Annotated in this window: 12 protein-coding genes; 5 read left to right on the forward strand and 7 right to left on the reverse strand. The window is 39.6% G+C overall.

What is annotated here, in order from left to right; genetic code table 11:
- Window positions 1-26: 26 nt before the first annotated feature.
- A complete protein-coding gene (locus tag IC619_RS10565; protein ID WP_191139790.1) occupies window positions 27-2,369 on the forward strand; it encodes a DUF4910 domain-containing protein in 2,343 nt (780 codons plus the stop codon).
- A 70-nt stretch (window positions 2,370-2,439) separates the two neighbouring features.
- Here the strand turns inward: IC619_RS10565 and IC619_RS10570 are convergent, their stop codons facing one another.
- The 4 genes from IC619_RS10570 to IC619_RS10585 form a co-directional block, all read right to left on the reverse strand.
- Window positions 2,440-3,237, reverse strand: coding sequence for a DUF2705 family protein (locus IC619_RS10570; protein ID WP_191139789.1), 798 nt, complete (start codon window positions 3,235-3,237; stop codon window positions 2,440-2,442).
- 30 nt (window positions 3,238-3,267) lie between these two features.
- A complete protein-coding gene (locus IC619_RS10575; RefSeq protein WP_191139788.1) occupies window positions 3,268-4,062 on the reverse strand; it encodes an ABC transporter permease subunit in 795 nt (264 codons plus the stop codon).
- Between the two features lie 3 nt (window positions 4,063-4,065).
- Window positions 4,066-4,950, reverse strand: coding sequence for an ABC transporter ATP-binding protein (locus IC619_RS10580; protein ID WP_191139787.1), 885 nt, complete (start codon window positions 4,948-4,950; stop codon window positions 4,066-4,068).
- Between the two features lie 100 nt (window positions 4,951-5,050).
- Window positions 5,051-8,218, reverse strand: a complete 3,168-nt coding sequence (locus IC619_RS10585) for an MMPL family transporter (RefSeq protein WP_191139786.1) — start codon at window positions 8,216-8,218, stop codon at window positions 5,051-5,053.
- A 269-nt stretch (window positions 8,219-8,487) separates the two neighbouring features.
- Between IC619_RS10585 and IC619_RS10590 the strand changes: the two genes are divergently transcribed.
- Window positions 8,488-9,174 (forward strand): response regulator, encoded by a 687-nt coding sequence (locus tag IC619_RS10590; RefSeq protein WP_191139785.1) that lies wholly within the window; start codon window positions 8,488-8,490, stop codon window positions 9,172-9,174.
- Window positions 9,175-9,176: 2 nt separating this feature from the next.
- Window positions 9,177-10,493, forward strand: a complete 1,317-nt coding sequence (locus IC619_RS10595; protein WP_191139784.1) for a HAMP domain-containing sensor histidine kinase — start codon at window positions 9,177-9,179, stop codon at window positions 10,491-10,493.
- A 303-nt stretch (window positions 10,494-10,796) separates the two neighbouring features.
- Here IC619_RS10595 and IC619_RS10600 read toward each other — a convergent pair whose 3' ends face one another.
- Window positions 10,797-11,798 (reverse strand): NADP-dependent oxidoreductase, encoded by a 1,002-nt coding sequence (locus tag IC619_RS10600; RefSeq protein WP_191139813.1) that lies wholly within the window; start codon window positions 11,796-11,798, stop codon window positions 10,797-10,799.
- Window positions 11,799-12,456: 658 nt separating this feature from the next.
- Here IC619_RS10600 and spo0A point away from each other — a divergent pair.
- On the forward strand, window positions 12,457-13,245 hold the full coding sequence (spo0A, locus tag IC619_RS10605) for a sporulation transcription factor Spo0A (protein ID WP_191139783.1): 789 nt from the start codon (window positions 12,457-12,459) through the stop codon (window positions 13,243-13,245).
- A 444-nt stretch (window positions 13,246-13,689) separates the two neighbouring features.
- Here the strand turns inward: spo0A and IC619_RS10610 are convergent, their stop codons facing one another.
- Complete coding sequence (locus IC619_RS10610; RefSeq protein ID WP_191139782.1) at window positions 13,690-14,607, reverse strand: superoxide dismutase; 918 nt, start codon at window positions 14,605-14,607, stop codon at window positions 13,690-13,692.
- A gap of 281 nt (window positions 14,608-14,888) precedes the next feature.
- On the opposite strand from IC619_RS10610, the gene IC619_RS10615 reads away from it, so the two are divergent.
- Window positions 14,889-16,340: an alanine/glycine:cation symporter family protein gene (locus tag IC619_RS10615; RefSeq protein WP_249669821.1), complete on the forward strand. Its 1,452-nt coding sequence runs from the start codon at window positions 14,889-14,891 to the stop codon at window positions 16,338-16,340.
- 38 nt (window positions 16,341-16,378) lie between these two features.
- Here IC619_RS10615 and IC619_RS10620 read toward each other — a convergent pair whose 3' ends face one another.
- Window positions 16,379-17,392 carry a DUF3238 domain-containing protein gene (locus IC619_RS10620; protein WP_191139781.1) on the reverse strand — a complete coding sequence of 338 codons (1,014 nt, stop codon included), beginning with the start codon at window positions 17,390-17,392 and terminating at the stop codon, window positions 16,379-16,381.
- Window position 17,393 lies beyond the last annotated feature (1 nt).

The raw sequence follows: 17,393 nt of genomic DNA on the forward strand, positions 1-17,393 counted from the left end.
TCAACTTAAATTGGAGGGATTATAACATGAAAAAAATGAATCGTTGGATTTCGTTTGTAGTGGTTATCATTTTCGTGTGTTCTTTGTCACTACCGCCCTCAGAAAATGTGCAAGCACAAACTGTTAAATTGGACATGCATCAAATTGTTGTGAAATTTAAGGATGGGATTAAACAAGAAACAAAAAATAAAAAACATCAAGCGAAACATGTAAAAATGCGTACCCGTAACACACAACTTGGGTTTGATGTTATCGATGTTCAGAAAGAGTCATTGGAACAGGTTTTAAAAACATACAAAGAAGATCACGCAGTCGATTATGTCGAACCCATTATCGAGTTAAATGCAATGTGGACACCAAATGATCCGATTTATCAAAAAGAACAATACGGACCTCAAATGATACAAGCAGAAAAAGCATGGGATATTACACGAGGAAAAGAGGATATTATTGTTGCGGTGATCGACACAGGTGTGCAAACGGACCATCCTGATTTAACAGGTCAAATCATTGAGGGATATGATTTTGTAGATAACGATCGTGATGCATATGACGAACAAGGACATGGAACTCACGTTGCAGGTACAGTGGGTGCACTCACCCATAATGGTATAGGGGTAGCAGGTATAGCACCGCATGTAAAGATCATGCCGATTCGGGTATTGGGAGCAAATGGAAGTGGTACGAGTGTATGGGTGGCAAATGGGATCACATATGCTGCCGATAACGGAGCGGATGTGATTAACTTAAGTTTGGGTGCGGATCAACCATCCAAAGTGATCGAGGATGCAGTAAATTATGCTTGGGATAAAGGAGCAGTTGTGTTAGGAGCAGCAGGGAATAGCGGTGAATCAACTCCTTCTTATCCGGCTAATCATGATAAAGTCATCGCTGTAGGGGCAACGAATGCAAAGGATCAAAAATGGTCAGCATCTAATTATGGAACATGGGTTGATGTTTCGGCTCCTGGAGCTGAAATCATATCCACTACGCTAGCGGGTGGTTATGGCTATGATTCGGGTACATCCATGGCTACACCACATGTAGCAGGTTTGGCTGCACTACTCAGCTCGGAAGGCTTATCTAATGCAGAAATTCGCTCTACAATAGAAAATTCAGCTGATCCAATTTCAGGTACGGGAACTTATTGGAAGCATGGACGAGTGAATGCGTATGAAGCTTTAAAAGAGACGAAAGCTTTCCAGAATGATCAGGTCTCTGTTGAGCGAATTTATGAGGATATTGCAGATTTAGCCTATAAAGATGATGCGCGTATGGCGGGAACTAAAGGAGAAATGGAAGCTGCAAACAAGATAAAAGAAAGATGGATTGACTTAGGTTATGAGGTAGAAATGCAACCACATCTTCTATTTTCGCATAACAGTGGATCAATTGATTTAAAGACACCCATTTCTAAATCTATAGAAGCACGTCCTTTTATTCGTACACCTACCCATTCAGGACAAACAGCATCACTTGTGTATGCCGGTCTCGGCAGTAGAGATGATTTTGACCATGTGGATGTAAAAGGGAAAATTGCATTGATCAAAAGAGGAAGCTTTACGTATGCAGAGAAAGTACAAAATGCAGCTGATAACGGTGCAATCGGTGTAATTATTTTTAACAATACGGGTGGATTGATTTACAGAGGCGGATTCAATCAAGTTCCTGATATTCCAACAATTGGAATTAGTGGAACAGATGGCACTTACTTAGTGGATCTTCTGAAAGAAGAGGCTGTATCTCTTCATATGAAAGTAGATGATACGGAAGTGGGTGTGTATACACACAATGTTATTGCCACAAAAAGTGCTGTTTCCCCAACAGACGAGACAGAAACATTCGTTGTCGGTGCGCACTATGATGGTGTAGACTCAGCAGCTGCAAATGATAATGCATCTGGTACTGCTACCATGTTAGAAGTTGCGCGAATCGTAAGCAACAAAGATTTAAATCAGAACATTAAGTTTATTGCGTTTGGGGCTGAAGAATTGGGTTTGCTTGGCTCCAATGCTTATATAGATTCACTTAATCAGACGGATATCAAAAATATGAGTGGTATGCTTAATATGGATATGGTCGGGGTAGGTGATACATTAAGGATTTATACGGCAAAAGCAAATGCTTCTTCGTGGGTCGCCGATCGAGCAGAAGATATTGCTAAGATGAAAGGGATTCGTTATCAAAGAGGCACATCAAGTCGGAGTGATCATGTTCCATTCGAAGAGCAAGGGATACCGGTTGCGTTTCTACATTACGAGGAAGATCCGTACTATCATACGGATCAAGATACATTGGATAAGATTCAAAAAGAAGATCTATTCAATACAGGTCAGATTGTGACACAAATCGTAAATCAACTCAATTAGTCCGTAATGGTGAAAGTCAGTCTAAATCCTTGGACTGACTTTCACTATTACCGCGAATTCTCATAGGCTTTTATATTTGTAAGTCTCTGTTTTTAAAGATCCCATAGCTAAAACTGGTAAATAAAACGACGATACATAGGGTTAACATTAAAAATAGAGGATCTAGTGATTGATCAACTAATATGGTTTTAGCCTCAAAATATTTGAAAGGAGTAAGGTATTGTAGATTTTCTAATGGCTTACTTAAGTTAATGGCAATTGATAACAAATAAGTGATTAATAATGCGGCTGTAGCAATAGCGCTTGTTTTTTTTACGCTTTTATTTATTGTAGCGATAAAAATACCTAATGAAGCAAATATGAGTTGTACGAAAAACATGCCAGTCATGAGTAACATCAACGAGGTAAGTGATGATGCTTCGCTGTAATAAGCAGAAAGGATGATCATCGATACGACAGAAGTGATTATATTTAGAAGTAGGATACTGGTTACAGTGGCACATAATTTTGCAGATAGGATTTGCGCACGGGACAGGGGTTTTGTAAGTAAAAATTCAGCAGTTTTGTCTGTTTCTTCTTTCGCGATCATGTTAGCTCCCATTAGAATGGCGTGGATAGAGGCTATTAAGATCAAATTAGAAAACACCACACCAAAATAACCGATGGGTGTAGATAAATCAAGGGTGCCGATCCCCATTATAGCTTGAATCGATTGAGGCATGGTGTTCATCAGTTCATTCAGAGATTGTCCTGTTGTGGCTAAACTACCATACTTACTCATCCCAGCGACAATCATGAAAACCATTCCGAGGCTCCAAAAAAAGAGTGATTTCCGTGAAGACTTTAGTTCTTTGAGATACAGATTCAAGGTACGCCCTCCTTTTAATGTGGATGATCATTAATAAATATCTTTTTTTCGATACAGGAAATAACTAAGTACACCCATGACCAAAATGAGACCCACTTCAATCCAAACAAAATCCCATTCATAGGTGCCATGCGCTAATATATAGGCTGTATCATAATAGTGGAATGGTGTAAAGTAACGTATCGTTTCTTCTCCAACCACAGCTCCTAACATACTAAAAACAAAAAAACCAAATACCATGCTGAGCGAAAGCGCAATGACTGATTTAATAGGAGAAAGTAGGGCGGACGCCATCATACCTATAAATAGAAAGAAAAACGCAATCCAAAGCGAACTACTTGTAATCAGTAAAAACGTACTTGTGTCAAATGATTGATCACTAAAGAGCGGTAATGTGAAACGTGCTACGACCATAAAGATTCCATTTGTTATAAGGATTAAGACAAGTGCAGCCATCAGTTTTGCTGTGATAATGGAAGTCCTAGTCACTGGTTTGGTTAGCAAAAAATCAGCTGTTTTGTCACGGCTTTCTTTCGATATAATTTGAAGTCCCAATTGGACGGCTTGTATGGAGGTACACAAGACGATATAAGTAAATACATAGCTGTAAAAGCCAAGCAATGAAGTGATGGTTTCAAGTGAAATACCCAAAGAGACGAGTACTTCTTGCGGATAGCTTTCCAATAGATTTTGAAAAGCTTTTGCATCGCTAGATATGGCAGGGTACATCGACATAAAAAATAGGATTAATCCAGACAGAGAGAGCGTCCAAATGATCGTTGCATTACGACTTACGCGTAATTCGTGTCGAAATAGGTTCATCATGGATTAACGCTCCTTTTCGTAATAATGCATAAATATTTCTTCCAAATCAGGCTCCTCAATCCATAAATTCATTAATTCCAGCTGGGTTAGTTGCTCCAGCAAGGTATTCATATTTCCGCTAAACCAGAATCGAGTCAGATGTTCGCCTCGTTCAACATGGTTGATACCCGATAATTCAAAGAAGCGCTCATTGATTTCGCCACTTGTTTCGATCTCCACTTTCTTATGGCTGTTTGCTTTAAGTTCGCTTATTTTTTCTACTTTTACCAGCTGGCCTTCCTTTATAATGGCTACGCGATCGCATAGCTTTTGTACTTCGCTTAAGATATGAGAAGAGAAGAGGATTGTCGTTCCTTTTTGGTTTTCCAACCGTAAAATCTCAAAGAAGGTTTGTTGCATCAGCGGATCTAAACCACCTGTAGGCTCATCCAAAATGATTAAACGTGGTTCATGCAGAAGTCCTTGTATAATCCCCACTTTCTTTTTATTCCCAAACGATAAGTCATCGATTTTGCGATCTAAATCTAGGTTTAATTGATCTGCTAACGCGACCATGCGACGATGACAATCTTTTTTATAGAAACGAGCCGAGTATTTTAATAAATCTTTCACTTTCATATTGTCATAATAAAAAACCTCTGATGGGAGATAGCCAATCTCTTTCTTAATTTCAGGGGCATATTTAACCGTATCTTTACCAAAAATCGTGGCACTGCCACTTGTCGGATAAATGAGAGATAGTAGGGTGCGAATGGTTGTTGATTTGCCAGCGCCATTTGGACCGATAAATCCAAAGATTTCCCCCTCTTCCACATGAAAGCTTAAATTTTCAATTCCTCTTGTCCGACCATATCGTTTGGTTAATTGCTTTAATTCAATCACATTCATGTCAGACTCCTCCTTTTGCCTTATTTTATCATGCAAACAAGTTGCTGGAGTCAAAAAATAAATCCTGCTAGGAATACCTAGCAGGATTTAGCATCCGTTTTTATTGTTCTTCAGAACGTTTCATTTCCTGACGTCTTAATCTTTCAATTCGTTTCTCATTACTCTTTGTTACCTTTTCCCATAAACCAATCATCGCAGGGATGAAGAGTGGGAGCATGATGAACAGCATGAGTATTAATGCCACAATGACGAGGGTAGCAACCTGCACCAGTGAAGTTACACCAGATGGATACATGGAGGCGAATGTTCCACATAAGATGATCACGGCTGATAAAATCACGCCACCGATCCGTTTCATCGCCTCTCGTATTGCATAGGTTGGCGTATACATCTCATATTCTTTGTAACGCATCATCAAGAAAATGGTGTAATCTGCACCAAGGGCGATAATGAGCGTAAAGGCAAAGAATGGCGCACTCCATGAAAGCCCAGCTAAGTCAAAACCACTCGTATAAATAATCTCTGTAATGGCGAGTGAACCGAAATAAGCAATCAAGAGCGAGAGAATGCTAAATACGGTCAACCAGAACGAGCGGAATAGGAATAACAATACGATACTAATACCCAGTAACATATAAGTGATGGCTTGGTTAAAGTCTGCTGAAGAGACTTGTTGTAAGTCATCATTTTGAGCAGAAACGCCGCCTATACCGATCACGGCATCTTTATAGGGGGTATTTTCAAACTCTTTTTGTACGGCTTGGTTGATCGTACTTGCAATATCCATCGCTTCCGCACTATAAGGATCGACATCTAGTGCCACCGAAATTTGGGCGATTTTGCGATCATCAGACATATAGGTGTCTAGGGATTTTTGGAAATCTTCATTTTGAATCGCTTCAGCAGGAATGAAGAAGGTACTCGCAGCACTTGTGTCTGTCACTTCACCTAAATATTGATTGACACTGCCGAGCCCTTCTGAAACTTGCCCTAATCCTTCTACACTGGTATCGAGACCTGTTTGCAGTTCCCCCAGTTTACCTTGCATCTCTTGTAAGCCATCATTTAGCTGTCGCTGCCCGTCGTTGATCTTTCCAAGTCCAACTTCCAGATTTTGATTGGCATCGATCAGTTGGGATTGGCCATTTGCCCCTTGATTTAGGCCATTTTCTATTTTAGCAAGGTTTTTTCGAACTTCGCGTATACCGTTTAGCATCCCCTGAAGTTGCTCAGGTAGAGCAGAAACATCGTTATAAGCTTTGGAAAGTGCTTCATTTCCCTTTTGAAGGCCTTGGTTTGCTTCCTCAAATTTAGTATTAAGCCCATTTAAACCAATAGGTTGTTGTGGTGAACCATTTAGTATAAGGTCTGTAATGCCGACAATCTTTTGCCCTGTTCCCTGATGTGGAGAAGATGTGTCACTAGCAATTGTACCAGCTAAGGTATTCGTTTGTTTAATTGGATCAACCATGCCAATATAAGCTGTCTGTAGCTGTGTATAACCCTCTAAAGCATCTTTATAACCTTTCTCTGCCTTTTTCAATCCTGCTACAAGGCCTTCAGTTTGAGGGATTGCTGTCTCTAAATTTGACTCCATTCTCGCAAGGCCATTATCAATCTTTCGGATTCCTTCACTACTTTGAATTAATCCACCTTCAACTTGTTTGAGTCCGGTTTCCATTTCATTGACACCGTTTTTTGCTTGTGAAGTGGCATCAATTAATTGTCCCACATCATCCATATCACCGCTACTTGCTTTTTCCAGACCACTTGATGCTTCATCGAGACCGGACGCAATCTCTTCCACACCTTCTTGGGACTGGGTTGTGCCTTCTTTGATCTGTTTATTTTGTTCGAGGGTATAGAAATCCTCAATTTTTTCACCTGTAGGTCGGGTTGGACCATACACGTTGGAGACACCCGGATAGCGACGTAGTTTCTCTGATAGGTTATCAATAAACGCTAATCCTTCGGTGGTATCTAACTTTTTATCGTGTTTAAACACGATCGAGGTAGGCATGGATTCTCCTGGTCCAAAGCTATCGGCAATGATATTAAAGCCTGTGATAGAACGATAATCAGGATCAATCTCTTTTAAGTTGTTGAAAGATAATTTGTCCTGATATAAAAACAGCGTAGGGCTTAAAATCAAGGCGATGATAAGTAAGGTAATAAGTGGTCGTTTGGTTGAAAATGAACCAAAAATGCCCCATAACTTACTCTCTTTATGTTGACTAATTTTCTTCGAGGGCCAGAATAATTTCGTCCCTAGTACCATCATAAAAAACGGAGTAATGGTAAATAGACACACGATCAAGAATATAGCACCTACTGCAATCGATACGGCCGATTGGTAAACGCTAAATTGCGAGAGGATCAACATACTAAACCCAACTACAACGACGAGTCCACTGTAGAAGACCGTTTTGCCGGCCGTTTGATAAGTACGGATGATCGCGTTTGGAACACTAGCTTTATTACCCAATTCTTCTTTAAAGCGTAATAAGAGCAAGATATTATAATCAGTACCTATTCCAAACAGGAGTAGAATGAGGAAGGTTTGGGTTGAGTTACTAAATGGGAACCCAAAATACTCCGCTAAAATGGCCACAATACCCAATGAAACAATGTATGATATTCCAACTGTAAATAGTGAAATGAGTGGTGTAAGAGGTGAACGGAAAATAACAATCAACACAATTAAAATAAAGGCAACTGTAATCCATTCTGTCTTTTTAACACCTTCAAGCGCGGTGTTAGCGAAATCATTATTAATAAAATCTTGACCCGTTAGATAAGTTTCAATATCCGCAATCTGAGCTTCTTTTTGTAGCATCTCATGCATCTCAGATACGGTGTAATCATTTAGTTCAATGGATGCGATGGTCATCACTGTTTTTTTATCTTCTGAAACCAAACGCTCCTTTGTTTCATCACTTTCAAATGGATTCACAATAGATTGTACTTTTACTGTGCTACTTTTCTCAAGTTCTTTGATTTTTTCTTCGATCTTTTTCTGCTCAGCATCAGTAAAAGCTTGATCGTTGTGGTAAACAATAATAGATGAGATCGTTTTTCCATCACTATTATTTTCATCCATCTCAGCAATTAAATCATTTGCAATCTGTGATTTATATTCACCTGGAATCTTAGGCTGAGAATTTTCGCGAACAAGCTGATCGACACTCGGCATCGTAAAGAAAATCGTGATACCAAAGATCAACCATGCAATCATGACCAGCCAACGTGCTTTTAAAATCTTTTTCAACAGTGCTCCCCCTTGTACGAACTTCTCATTAACATTATACTTTCCACATGTTGGACATACATACGCTTGATATGGTATGTGCACATTTTATGATAGCGAGTGGTTCTAAATGAAGCATAAAAAGAAAATAATATATCCTATACAATTATAAAGATATATAAAATATAGGCTATGTACATACAAAATGTGTTATGAAAGATATAAAGGTATTTTGATCCATACGGAGACATGAGCGAAGAGGATGCTGAATATAAAAGGAGGACAGAGATGTGGAAAAAATTTTAATTGCAGATGATGATCGTGAAATTGTTCAATTAGTTGCGGAAAGTTTAGAAGAAGAGGGCTTCGAAATTCGACGTGCTTACAGTGGTCGTGCTGTAGTTGATGCATTAAAAGAAAAAGATCTCGATCTGGTGTTGCTTGATATTATGATGCCTGAAATCGATGGTTTAGAGGTGTGTCGTCAAGTTCGTAATGAGCTAATGATTCCGATCGTTTTTTTGAGTGCCAGAGATCGAGAGCTAGATCGTATCATTGGCCTAGAGGTGGGTGGTGACGATTATATTACGAAGCCTTTCCATATTCAAGAGCTAGTCGCTCGCGTAAAAGCGCATTTACGTCGAGAAAAGCGTCGAAACCACCAAGCAAATGCCAATGGGCCATTGCAATTTCAACACTTATCGATCGATAAAGATACGTATGAGGTATGGTTAGAACAGGAGAAAGTGGACTTATCGACCAAAGAATTTCAGATTCTCGTTTATCTAGCAGAAAACCGCAATCAGGTATTAAGTCGTGAACAAATTTATGATGCTGTGTGGGGGCGCGGAGAATTTGGTGACTTAAATACGGTTACAGTTCACATTAAGAATTTGAGGCGTAAAATCGATCCGTTTAATGATTTAATCAAAACCGTGTGGGGAACAGGATATAAGTTTGTAGGTGACCATAAGTGAATATGAGCCTACGTTGGAAAATTATCATTTTGCAAGTGATTAACATCAGTTTCTTTGTCGCCAGTTTGATTGTATATATCCATTTTTTTGTAGCAGATCAAATGCATCGCGATGTAGAGACCCTACGCAATCGAACACAAACGTATCAGGCTCAGATCATTTCAAAATTAGAATCATTATATCCAAATCAAACGAGTATGTTTGACTTTCTGGAACAAGAAGCGAACCGTACACAATCGAAAATTCGGTTGCAAGACGAATCCGGAAATATCGTATTTGAAGTGGATAAAACACTCGATGTCCCTGTACAAGTGTGGGCGAATGAAGGCAAGGATTTTGTCAAGTTATCTGATCAAAAATATTACTTGATTTATTTTCAAACGCCTATTAATAGAGGCGAGGTATTGGATTTATTTGATAATCTATTTAATTTTGCAATTGTGGTGATGATTTTTACTGTGGTGATGATGGCCTTGTTTATTCAAAAAGTGATCATTAAGCCTATAACAGATTTAAGTAAAGCTTTGGAAAAGGTTAACCATCAAAATGAATTGGTTGAGTTAGATTATGTGACGAATGATGAAGTAGGCGATTTATATCGCACGTACATCGATATGTCAAAGAGATTGCAAGAGTCACATAAACAGCAGAGTGAAATGATTGCTTCCATATCTCACGACTTTAAAACGCCCCTCACTTCGATTATGGGTTTTTTAGAAAGGCTTGATAAAAGCCACTTATCGGAACAAAAAAGAAAAGAGTATATTCAAATTATTTATCGAAAGGCAGAGGATATTGAGCGGCTGACGAGGGAATTTTCCTTATATTATCAGGATGAACTGGCAATAGAATCTAAAACAGAGGCCGAAGTACATACTTTTTTTACATCGATTTGTCATGAATATCGCGCTGAATTGGACTCGTTTCAAGGGAACCTGGTCTATCGGAATCAGGTATCCCCTCAGGCCATGATTCGTATGGATGAGAAGCGAATCCGACGCGTTTTTGCTAATGTGATCAGCAATGCTGTCTTTCATGTTGTCCCTCCTTTCACCATTTATCTTTCTTGTTCAGAGGAACAAGATGCCATTTTGTTTCGGGTAGAGGATGATGGGCCTGGCTTACCCACTCCGGAATTAGCATCCATATTCCAACCCCTTTATCGGGTTGAAAAATCACGATCTCGTCAAATTGGTGGAAGTGGTTTAGGGTTATCCATTTGTAAGCGCATTATCGAAAATCATGGGGGTCACATTGAAGCTTACCATAGCAAACATGGTGGATTGGGGATCCAGTTTACCCTTCCCAGATGTGATTAGCCGTGCCACCCGCAATTCTTTCGCCATAGCTTAATGGTGAGGACGTGAGGGAGGAGTGAGCTTATGCCAATATTAAAGAAGAAAGCGAATCGCAAGAAAAAAGCGATAAAACGTAGGCGTCTAAAGCCCAAAAAAGCAAGAGGTGGCTGCGGTTGCGGGGGTTGTCCAGGATGTCGTAAATAAAGCAAGCAAGTGCACGAAATGATCGGCACTTGCTTGCTTTCAAAGAGATGGCCTTATGAGGTGGGTTCAGCCCTCCTCACCTCTCGCCCTAAAGACGCCGCCAAGGCTGAAGTGTGTTTATTAATCAGCGACTCGAACTAATTGCTTGCCGATATTTTCGCCGCTGAAAAGCCCTAAGAAAGCTGTTGGCATATTTTCAAATCCTTCTACAATCGTCTCTTTATACTTGATCTTTCCTTCAGCTACCCATTGTGCCATCTGTGGAAGGGCTTCGTGGAAGCGAGACATATAATTGGAGACAATAAAACCTTGCATTAAAGCGCTATTGATCAGAAGTAGCGGTTGCATACGCGGTCCGATATCTACTTTTTCCAAATTGTATAAGGAAATCTGACCACAAAGTGGAATACGAGCACCTTGATTGATTAAAAGTAAGACGGCATCAGAAATTGAACCACCTACGTTATCAAAATAAACATCTACACCATTTGGACAAGCATTTCGTAGGTCTGCTTTGATATCTGAAGTGGTTTTATAGTTAATGACTTCGTCAAAATGCAATTCTTCTTTTAAATAGTTTATTTTCTCTTCTGAACCAGCGATACCGATGACGCGAGCTCCTTTGATTTTAGCGATTTGTCCCACAATCATACCGACAGCACCAGCGGCACCTGATACAACTACCGTTTCACCTGCTTGCGGATTTGCAATATCTAAGAGACCGAAATAAGCGGTTAATCCAGGCATGCCTAATACACCGAGTGCGGTGGAAATGGGTGCGATATCAGAATTAATTTTTTGTAAATCTTTTCCGTATACAACACCATGGGTTTGCCATCCGTACATGCCCATCACGATTTCGCCGGTTTGAAATTGTGATGATTTGGATTCGATTACTTCACCTACAACACCGCCTGCTATCGGTTCATTCAGTGAATAAGGTGGAACATATGACTTGTAATCATTCATTCTTCCGCGCATATAAGGGTCAACGGATATGTAAAGACTTCGTACTAATACTTCCCCTTCTTTTAAATCAGGAATGGGGACTTCGACTAGTTTGAAATTTTCAGAAGTGGGGGTTCCAGTGGGCCGAGAAGCGAGTAAAAACTGTTTATTCATACGTGTACGCAAATGCATAACCTCCTAAATTATTCATATATGAAATAATAGTGTAAAAAATGATGGGATTACGTATATGAACTATATCATACATGAATTGGAAAATTCAATAAAGGGTTGAGTAAGGCCAAATATCGCACGCATATTGATCGCTACAGAGTAGGATTAGCATCTGAAGAAAGATCGGGAGCAACCATAATCGGTTGAATAACTTTCTTTACATTATAAACATTGTAATTTCTAATGAATTTGCGTTTATTTTTCTTTTTTTATTTCTTTTCCCCAAAATAGATAACCTTCCATGCATGCAATATGATAATATGAATACGTAAGGGTTCTTTGAGATATGAACATAAATACCGCGCTCTTCCTCATTCGGAATCCTATTTCCTTGATCACAGAAAAAAGGCCAGCATACATATATTTGAACCTCGCTTTTCTTTCATTTTTAGGGAAGGTTTTGCCCCGCACTACAATCTTTTGGATTTTATTCACTTTCAGGAAGTGTTGTAGAGCGTTCCAATTCAATTACGGGGATAGCTTATATTTATTTAGACAATTTTGATATATCATGTGAAAAAGCAGGACAACCAGATTGCTTGTCGAAAAAGAATAGCAAGAGCTGTAAATTAGGAAACGTGTATAGGAGGAACCCCCCTTGAGTCAGATCCGAATATTAATCGCGGATGATAACCGTGAATTTGCTGATATGCTGAAAGAACACTTTTCAAGTTATGAAGATCTAAGCGTGATTGGTGTTGCCCATCATGGTGGCGATGTAATTGAAAAATTAAAAACAGAAGTACCTGATGTATTAATTTTAGATATTATTATGCCTCATTTAGATGGACTGGGTGTCTTGGAAAAAATGCAGAGCTTGGATATAAAACCCATACCTAAAACGATTATGTTAACGGCGTTCGGACAAGAAAATATTACCCAACGCGCAGTCGAACTAGGTGCATCTTACTATATTTTAAAGCCGTTTGATATGGATGTGCTCACTACACGTATTCGACAAATGTTCATCGGACATAAAGCAACTGCTACACCAGAAGTGAAAACACAGATTGTTAGCCCGAAAACAAGTAATCATCTAGATGCGAATATCACGAATATTATCCATGAAATCGGTGTACCAGCACACATCAAAGGGTACCTATACCTACGTGAAGCGATTGGCTTGGTTTATAATGAGTTAGATTTACTCGGAGCCATTACCAAAACTTTGTATCCGCGTATTGCGCAAAAATATAACACGACACCAAGCAGAGTAGAGCGAGCGATTCGCCATGCAATCGAGGTAGCTTGGAGTCGCGGGAATATGGACTCCATTCGAAAATTATTTGGCTACACCATCAATGTATCTAAAGCAAAACCAACCAATAGTGAGTTTATTGCCATGGTTGCCGATAAACTGCGGATTGAACACCAAGTAGGCGTATAAGGTGGATATCGCCTCTTACCAGGTGACCATCCGGATAGATGGCCACCTGGTTACGTTTGACTAAGGGGTTTATATTCTATTTATTCGTAAAATAAAGATTAATATAGTATAATCGAAATAGTAGTCGCATGCATCTTTCACTCTAGACGAATGAGGTGGTTAAAGATGGGGCTTGAAATGCATATGAGTACCATTATGATACTGCTATTTGTTCAGCTTCTAGTGCTACCAATTTGGGGAGTGAAAATCTACTATTCGTTAAAAGGTATGTTCGAATTTTTTGCTAATTTCTTTTGAATGGAGCTTAAACGGTTCAAATTGACAAAAGCGCGATCTGGTCATGGAGATCGCGCTTTATTTGTGACGATAGCCAGCATGGAGCTGTCATTAAGTATATAACGATATAACCTTGTATCCGCCAAAAATAAACGTGGCAACCTTCCGTTAATAAGGTTGCCACGTCACTTGTTGTGCTGTTTTAAAACGGTGTAATACTGCTGCCCAGTTGACGATATGCCACCAATTATTGATATACTCATTTCGCTTTTGTCTATATCGTAAATAATAGGCATGCTCCCATACATCGAGCGCAAGCAGGGGGATGGTATCTTGCTGTGATAAATTTTGATGTTTCTCTGCCTGTAAGATCTCTAAACGATGGCTACGTGGACTCCACACTAAGATCGCCCAACCGCCACCTTCTACGGCAGAAGCAGCCATAGAGAACTGATGCTTAAACTGCTCAAAATTGCCAAAGCTATTTTCAATTTGTTTTATGAGTATAGCAGGAGGTTCGCCTCCTCCATTGGGAGACATGATCTCCCAAAATAAGGTGTGGAGGTAATGACCAGCTCCGTTAAAGGCGAGCTCACGCTCCCAGTGTTTGATCAAATCGAAATCACCTGAAAGACGTGCTTCCTGTAGTTTCACTTCAGCTTTGTTTAAGCCATTTACATAGTTTTGATGTAAGATATTGTGGTGAATGCGCATGGTTTCTTCATCAATGTAAGGTTCAAGTGCATCATATGGATAAGGGAGAGGTGGAAGTTGATGCTTACCTATCGGTATATGAGGCTCCTCTGCATACGAATGGTGGGAAATTTTTTTTCCAACTGGGGTTGTGTATGTGGATTGACTCCATTGAAATAGCAATTGTAGAGAGCGATATAGGTTTTGTAATGCTTGTGCATCGGTTGGGGGAGGAAGCTTCCCTTTTTGAATTTGGCCTTCTAACTCATTAACTTGTTTGAGTAGTCGACGACAAGCGACATGCAGTGCGGGCAACTGAATATGTGTTAAACATTGTGATAACCAATGTTTCCATCTGTGCGTAGTCTCTAAATAAACTGGATATAGATTCATCTCAATTCCCTTCTTTGTGAGGTGTGTCGTTTACATTTAACTTATGTTTGATCTTTGAAATGGGTTCGACCTCCACTTCTATATGTGGGGCAGTAGCGTATTGATCTCATTTTCTGATACTTCAGCCTGGATTTAAATGAGTTTATTTGAAAGTAAAGTATGTATTAATATGGTTTAAGAATAAAAAAACAACTTAATTGGAAAATAAATACACTAGATTTTCTAATTGTAATCTGCCATAATAGACTAATAAATAAACGAAACAGAAAGGGTGTTGTGAATTGCCAGACTTTTTAATTAGTGTCGGAGATTTTTTGATTGGGTCGATTGATTTTTTGAATAATATCTTCTGGACTTATATCTTGATTGGATTGTTAATTGGATTAGGTATATATTTCACAATAAGAACAAAATTCGTACAAATCATTAAAATCAAAGAAATGTTTTTGGTGCTATTTGATAAAGCGACCATTTCTGCTGATGGTCGTAAACAAATTTCTTCCATGCAAGCCTTCTTGATTGGTGCTGCTACTCGTATCGGAACAGGTAATATTGCTGGTGTGGCAACAGCGATTGCTGCTGGTGGACCAGGGGCTGTATTTTGGATGTGGGTTGTGGCGTTACTAGGGGGCGCAACAGCTTTTGTAGAAAGTACATTGGCACAAATCTATAAAGTAAAAGATAAAGTAGGCTTTAAGGGTGGACCAGGTTATTATATGACCAAACAGCTAGGCTCAAAATTGCTAGCCACAATATTTGCTGCTTCAATTATCATTAGTTTTGGTCTTATTTTTAACTCCGTGCAAAGTAATACCATTGCAGAGGCATTTGGTGGTTCATTTGATACCAATAAATATCTAGTTGGGGCTGTGCTTGCTATCTTAACGGGTATTATCATTTTTGGAGGAATTACCCGGATTGCACGTTTTTCGGAAATTATCGTTCCGATTATGTCTGTGTTCTATATTATCTTGGCAACTTATGTACTTATAGTGAACTTTTCGGCGATTCCTGATGTGTTTTTACTCATCATTAAAAGCGCGTTTGGTTTGCAAGAAGTGGTTGGTGGCGGAATGGGTGCTGCTGTCATGATGGGGGTAAAGCGTGGGCTATTCTCCAACGAAGCGGGTATGGGAAGTGCGCCTAACGCTGCTGCTACTGCAACAGTATCCCATCCAGTTAAACAAGGCTTCATTCAATCACTTGGTGTGTTTTTTGATACACTTATCGTATGTAGTGCAACTGCATTTATCATTTTATTGTCAGGACAAGCTCCGTCTGAAGAGTTAACTGGAGTTGTTCTAACGCAAGCGGCTTTAGGAGATCATTTTGGTAGTTGGGCAGGTTATTTCTTATCCATTGCGATCTTTACCTTTGCTTTTAGCTCTATCATTGGTAGTTACTACTATGGAGAAGCAAATATCGAATTTATTAATAAAAACAAGGTTACTTTAACCATTTACCGCATCGCAGCAATGGGGATGGTATTCTTTGGATCGGTAGTCAGCTTGGCAACCGTATGGAGCTTAGCCGATTTAGCGATGGCCATTATGGCGACTGTCAACTTAATTGCGATTGCACTGATTGGTAAGTTTGCTTTTGCGGCGCTAAAAGATTATTTGGCACAACGTAAAGAAGGAAAAGATCCTGTTTTCTATGCAGATAGTATTGACGGATTAAAGGGTGTAGAAGCTTGGGAAAATCGCCCTGATGTAAAAACAAAAAAAGCATAATGAATAGATAAGCAAACCTCTCTTCTAGAAAGAGGGGTTTACTTTTTTGGGTTTGAAAAATGACCTGATCGATTAAAGCTTACTTGGTACCCGATTAAGCCAGCTATTAAATCATGTGTATTTTGCGGTGCTTGGTACTGATAAATGGTTTGCCAAGGATGATGGTTTGCGGATAAATAGAGTTCATGTGCAGGAGCACCATCATGTTGGCCAACGATTTGCCAGTCCCCGTTTTTCCATATCGTGGCATCATATTGCCAATTTAGTGAAGGGGCTAGCTTCGTGTGTGGGTTCCTCGCAGAATGTGTGTAGCTCCATTTGATAGCTTGACCCCCTACAGCTGATTTTGAAGCGAATTTGATTCCTTTTTTAGAGGCGTAACCACGATATCGTAGCTTCCCATTGCGGTGGTAAGCGACTGTCTCACCTATATACACACGGTCACGGATCTGTTTGGTGGGAAAATCAGCTGTTACATCAACACGCGTCCGATAAGATGCGGCAACGGACGAAAAAGTGCGATGATCCCCTTTATAATAGGAACGGAAGAGAAATACCTTCTCAGGCGGAATAAAAGTAGTATAACGCAAGGTGTATGTCGTATTTGAATGAGATGTTGAAATGGGATCTTGTGAAATCGTTTTGGACAGTCGATATTCATGATAGCGGAGTTGCTTCGATATTTGTGGTGTTAGCCTCACTTGATGGAGTTGAAGTTGATGAAAGATTTTTTTCTGTTCTGCGGGAGTCCGTTTACGTAAGCCCCTTATTTCATAGGTATAAGGGTTGTTTGACTTTTTGTGTCGATCAATATAATGATGAGAGGTCGTCTCTCCGATTTTTTTACCATCCCGATATATTTCTACTCGTCCATCTGCATCTGGAATATAGTCAAAATATAGTGTAACTTGTGTTGGATCAACCACTATTTCTAATTGGCTTTGCCTAAAGTGTTGCTCTATTTCTTCTGGATTTAGGATATCTATATCCGCTGGGGGGAGGTAGGGAACGTTAAAGATTAAGACGAGTATGGCGGTTACGAGCATGATCATA

It is taken from the genome of Polycladospora coralii, from assembly GCF_014773435.2.
In the GTDB taxonomy this organism is placed as follows: Bacteria; Bacillota; Bacilli; order Thermoactinomycetales; family Thermoactinomycetaceae; genus Polycladospora; species Polycladospora coralii.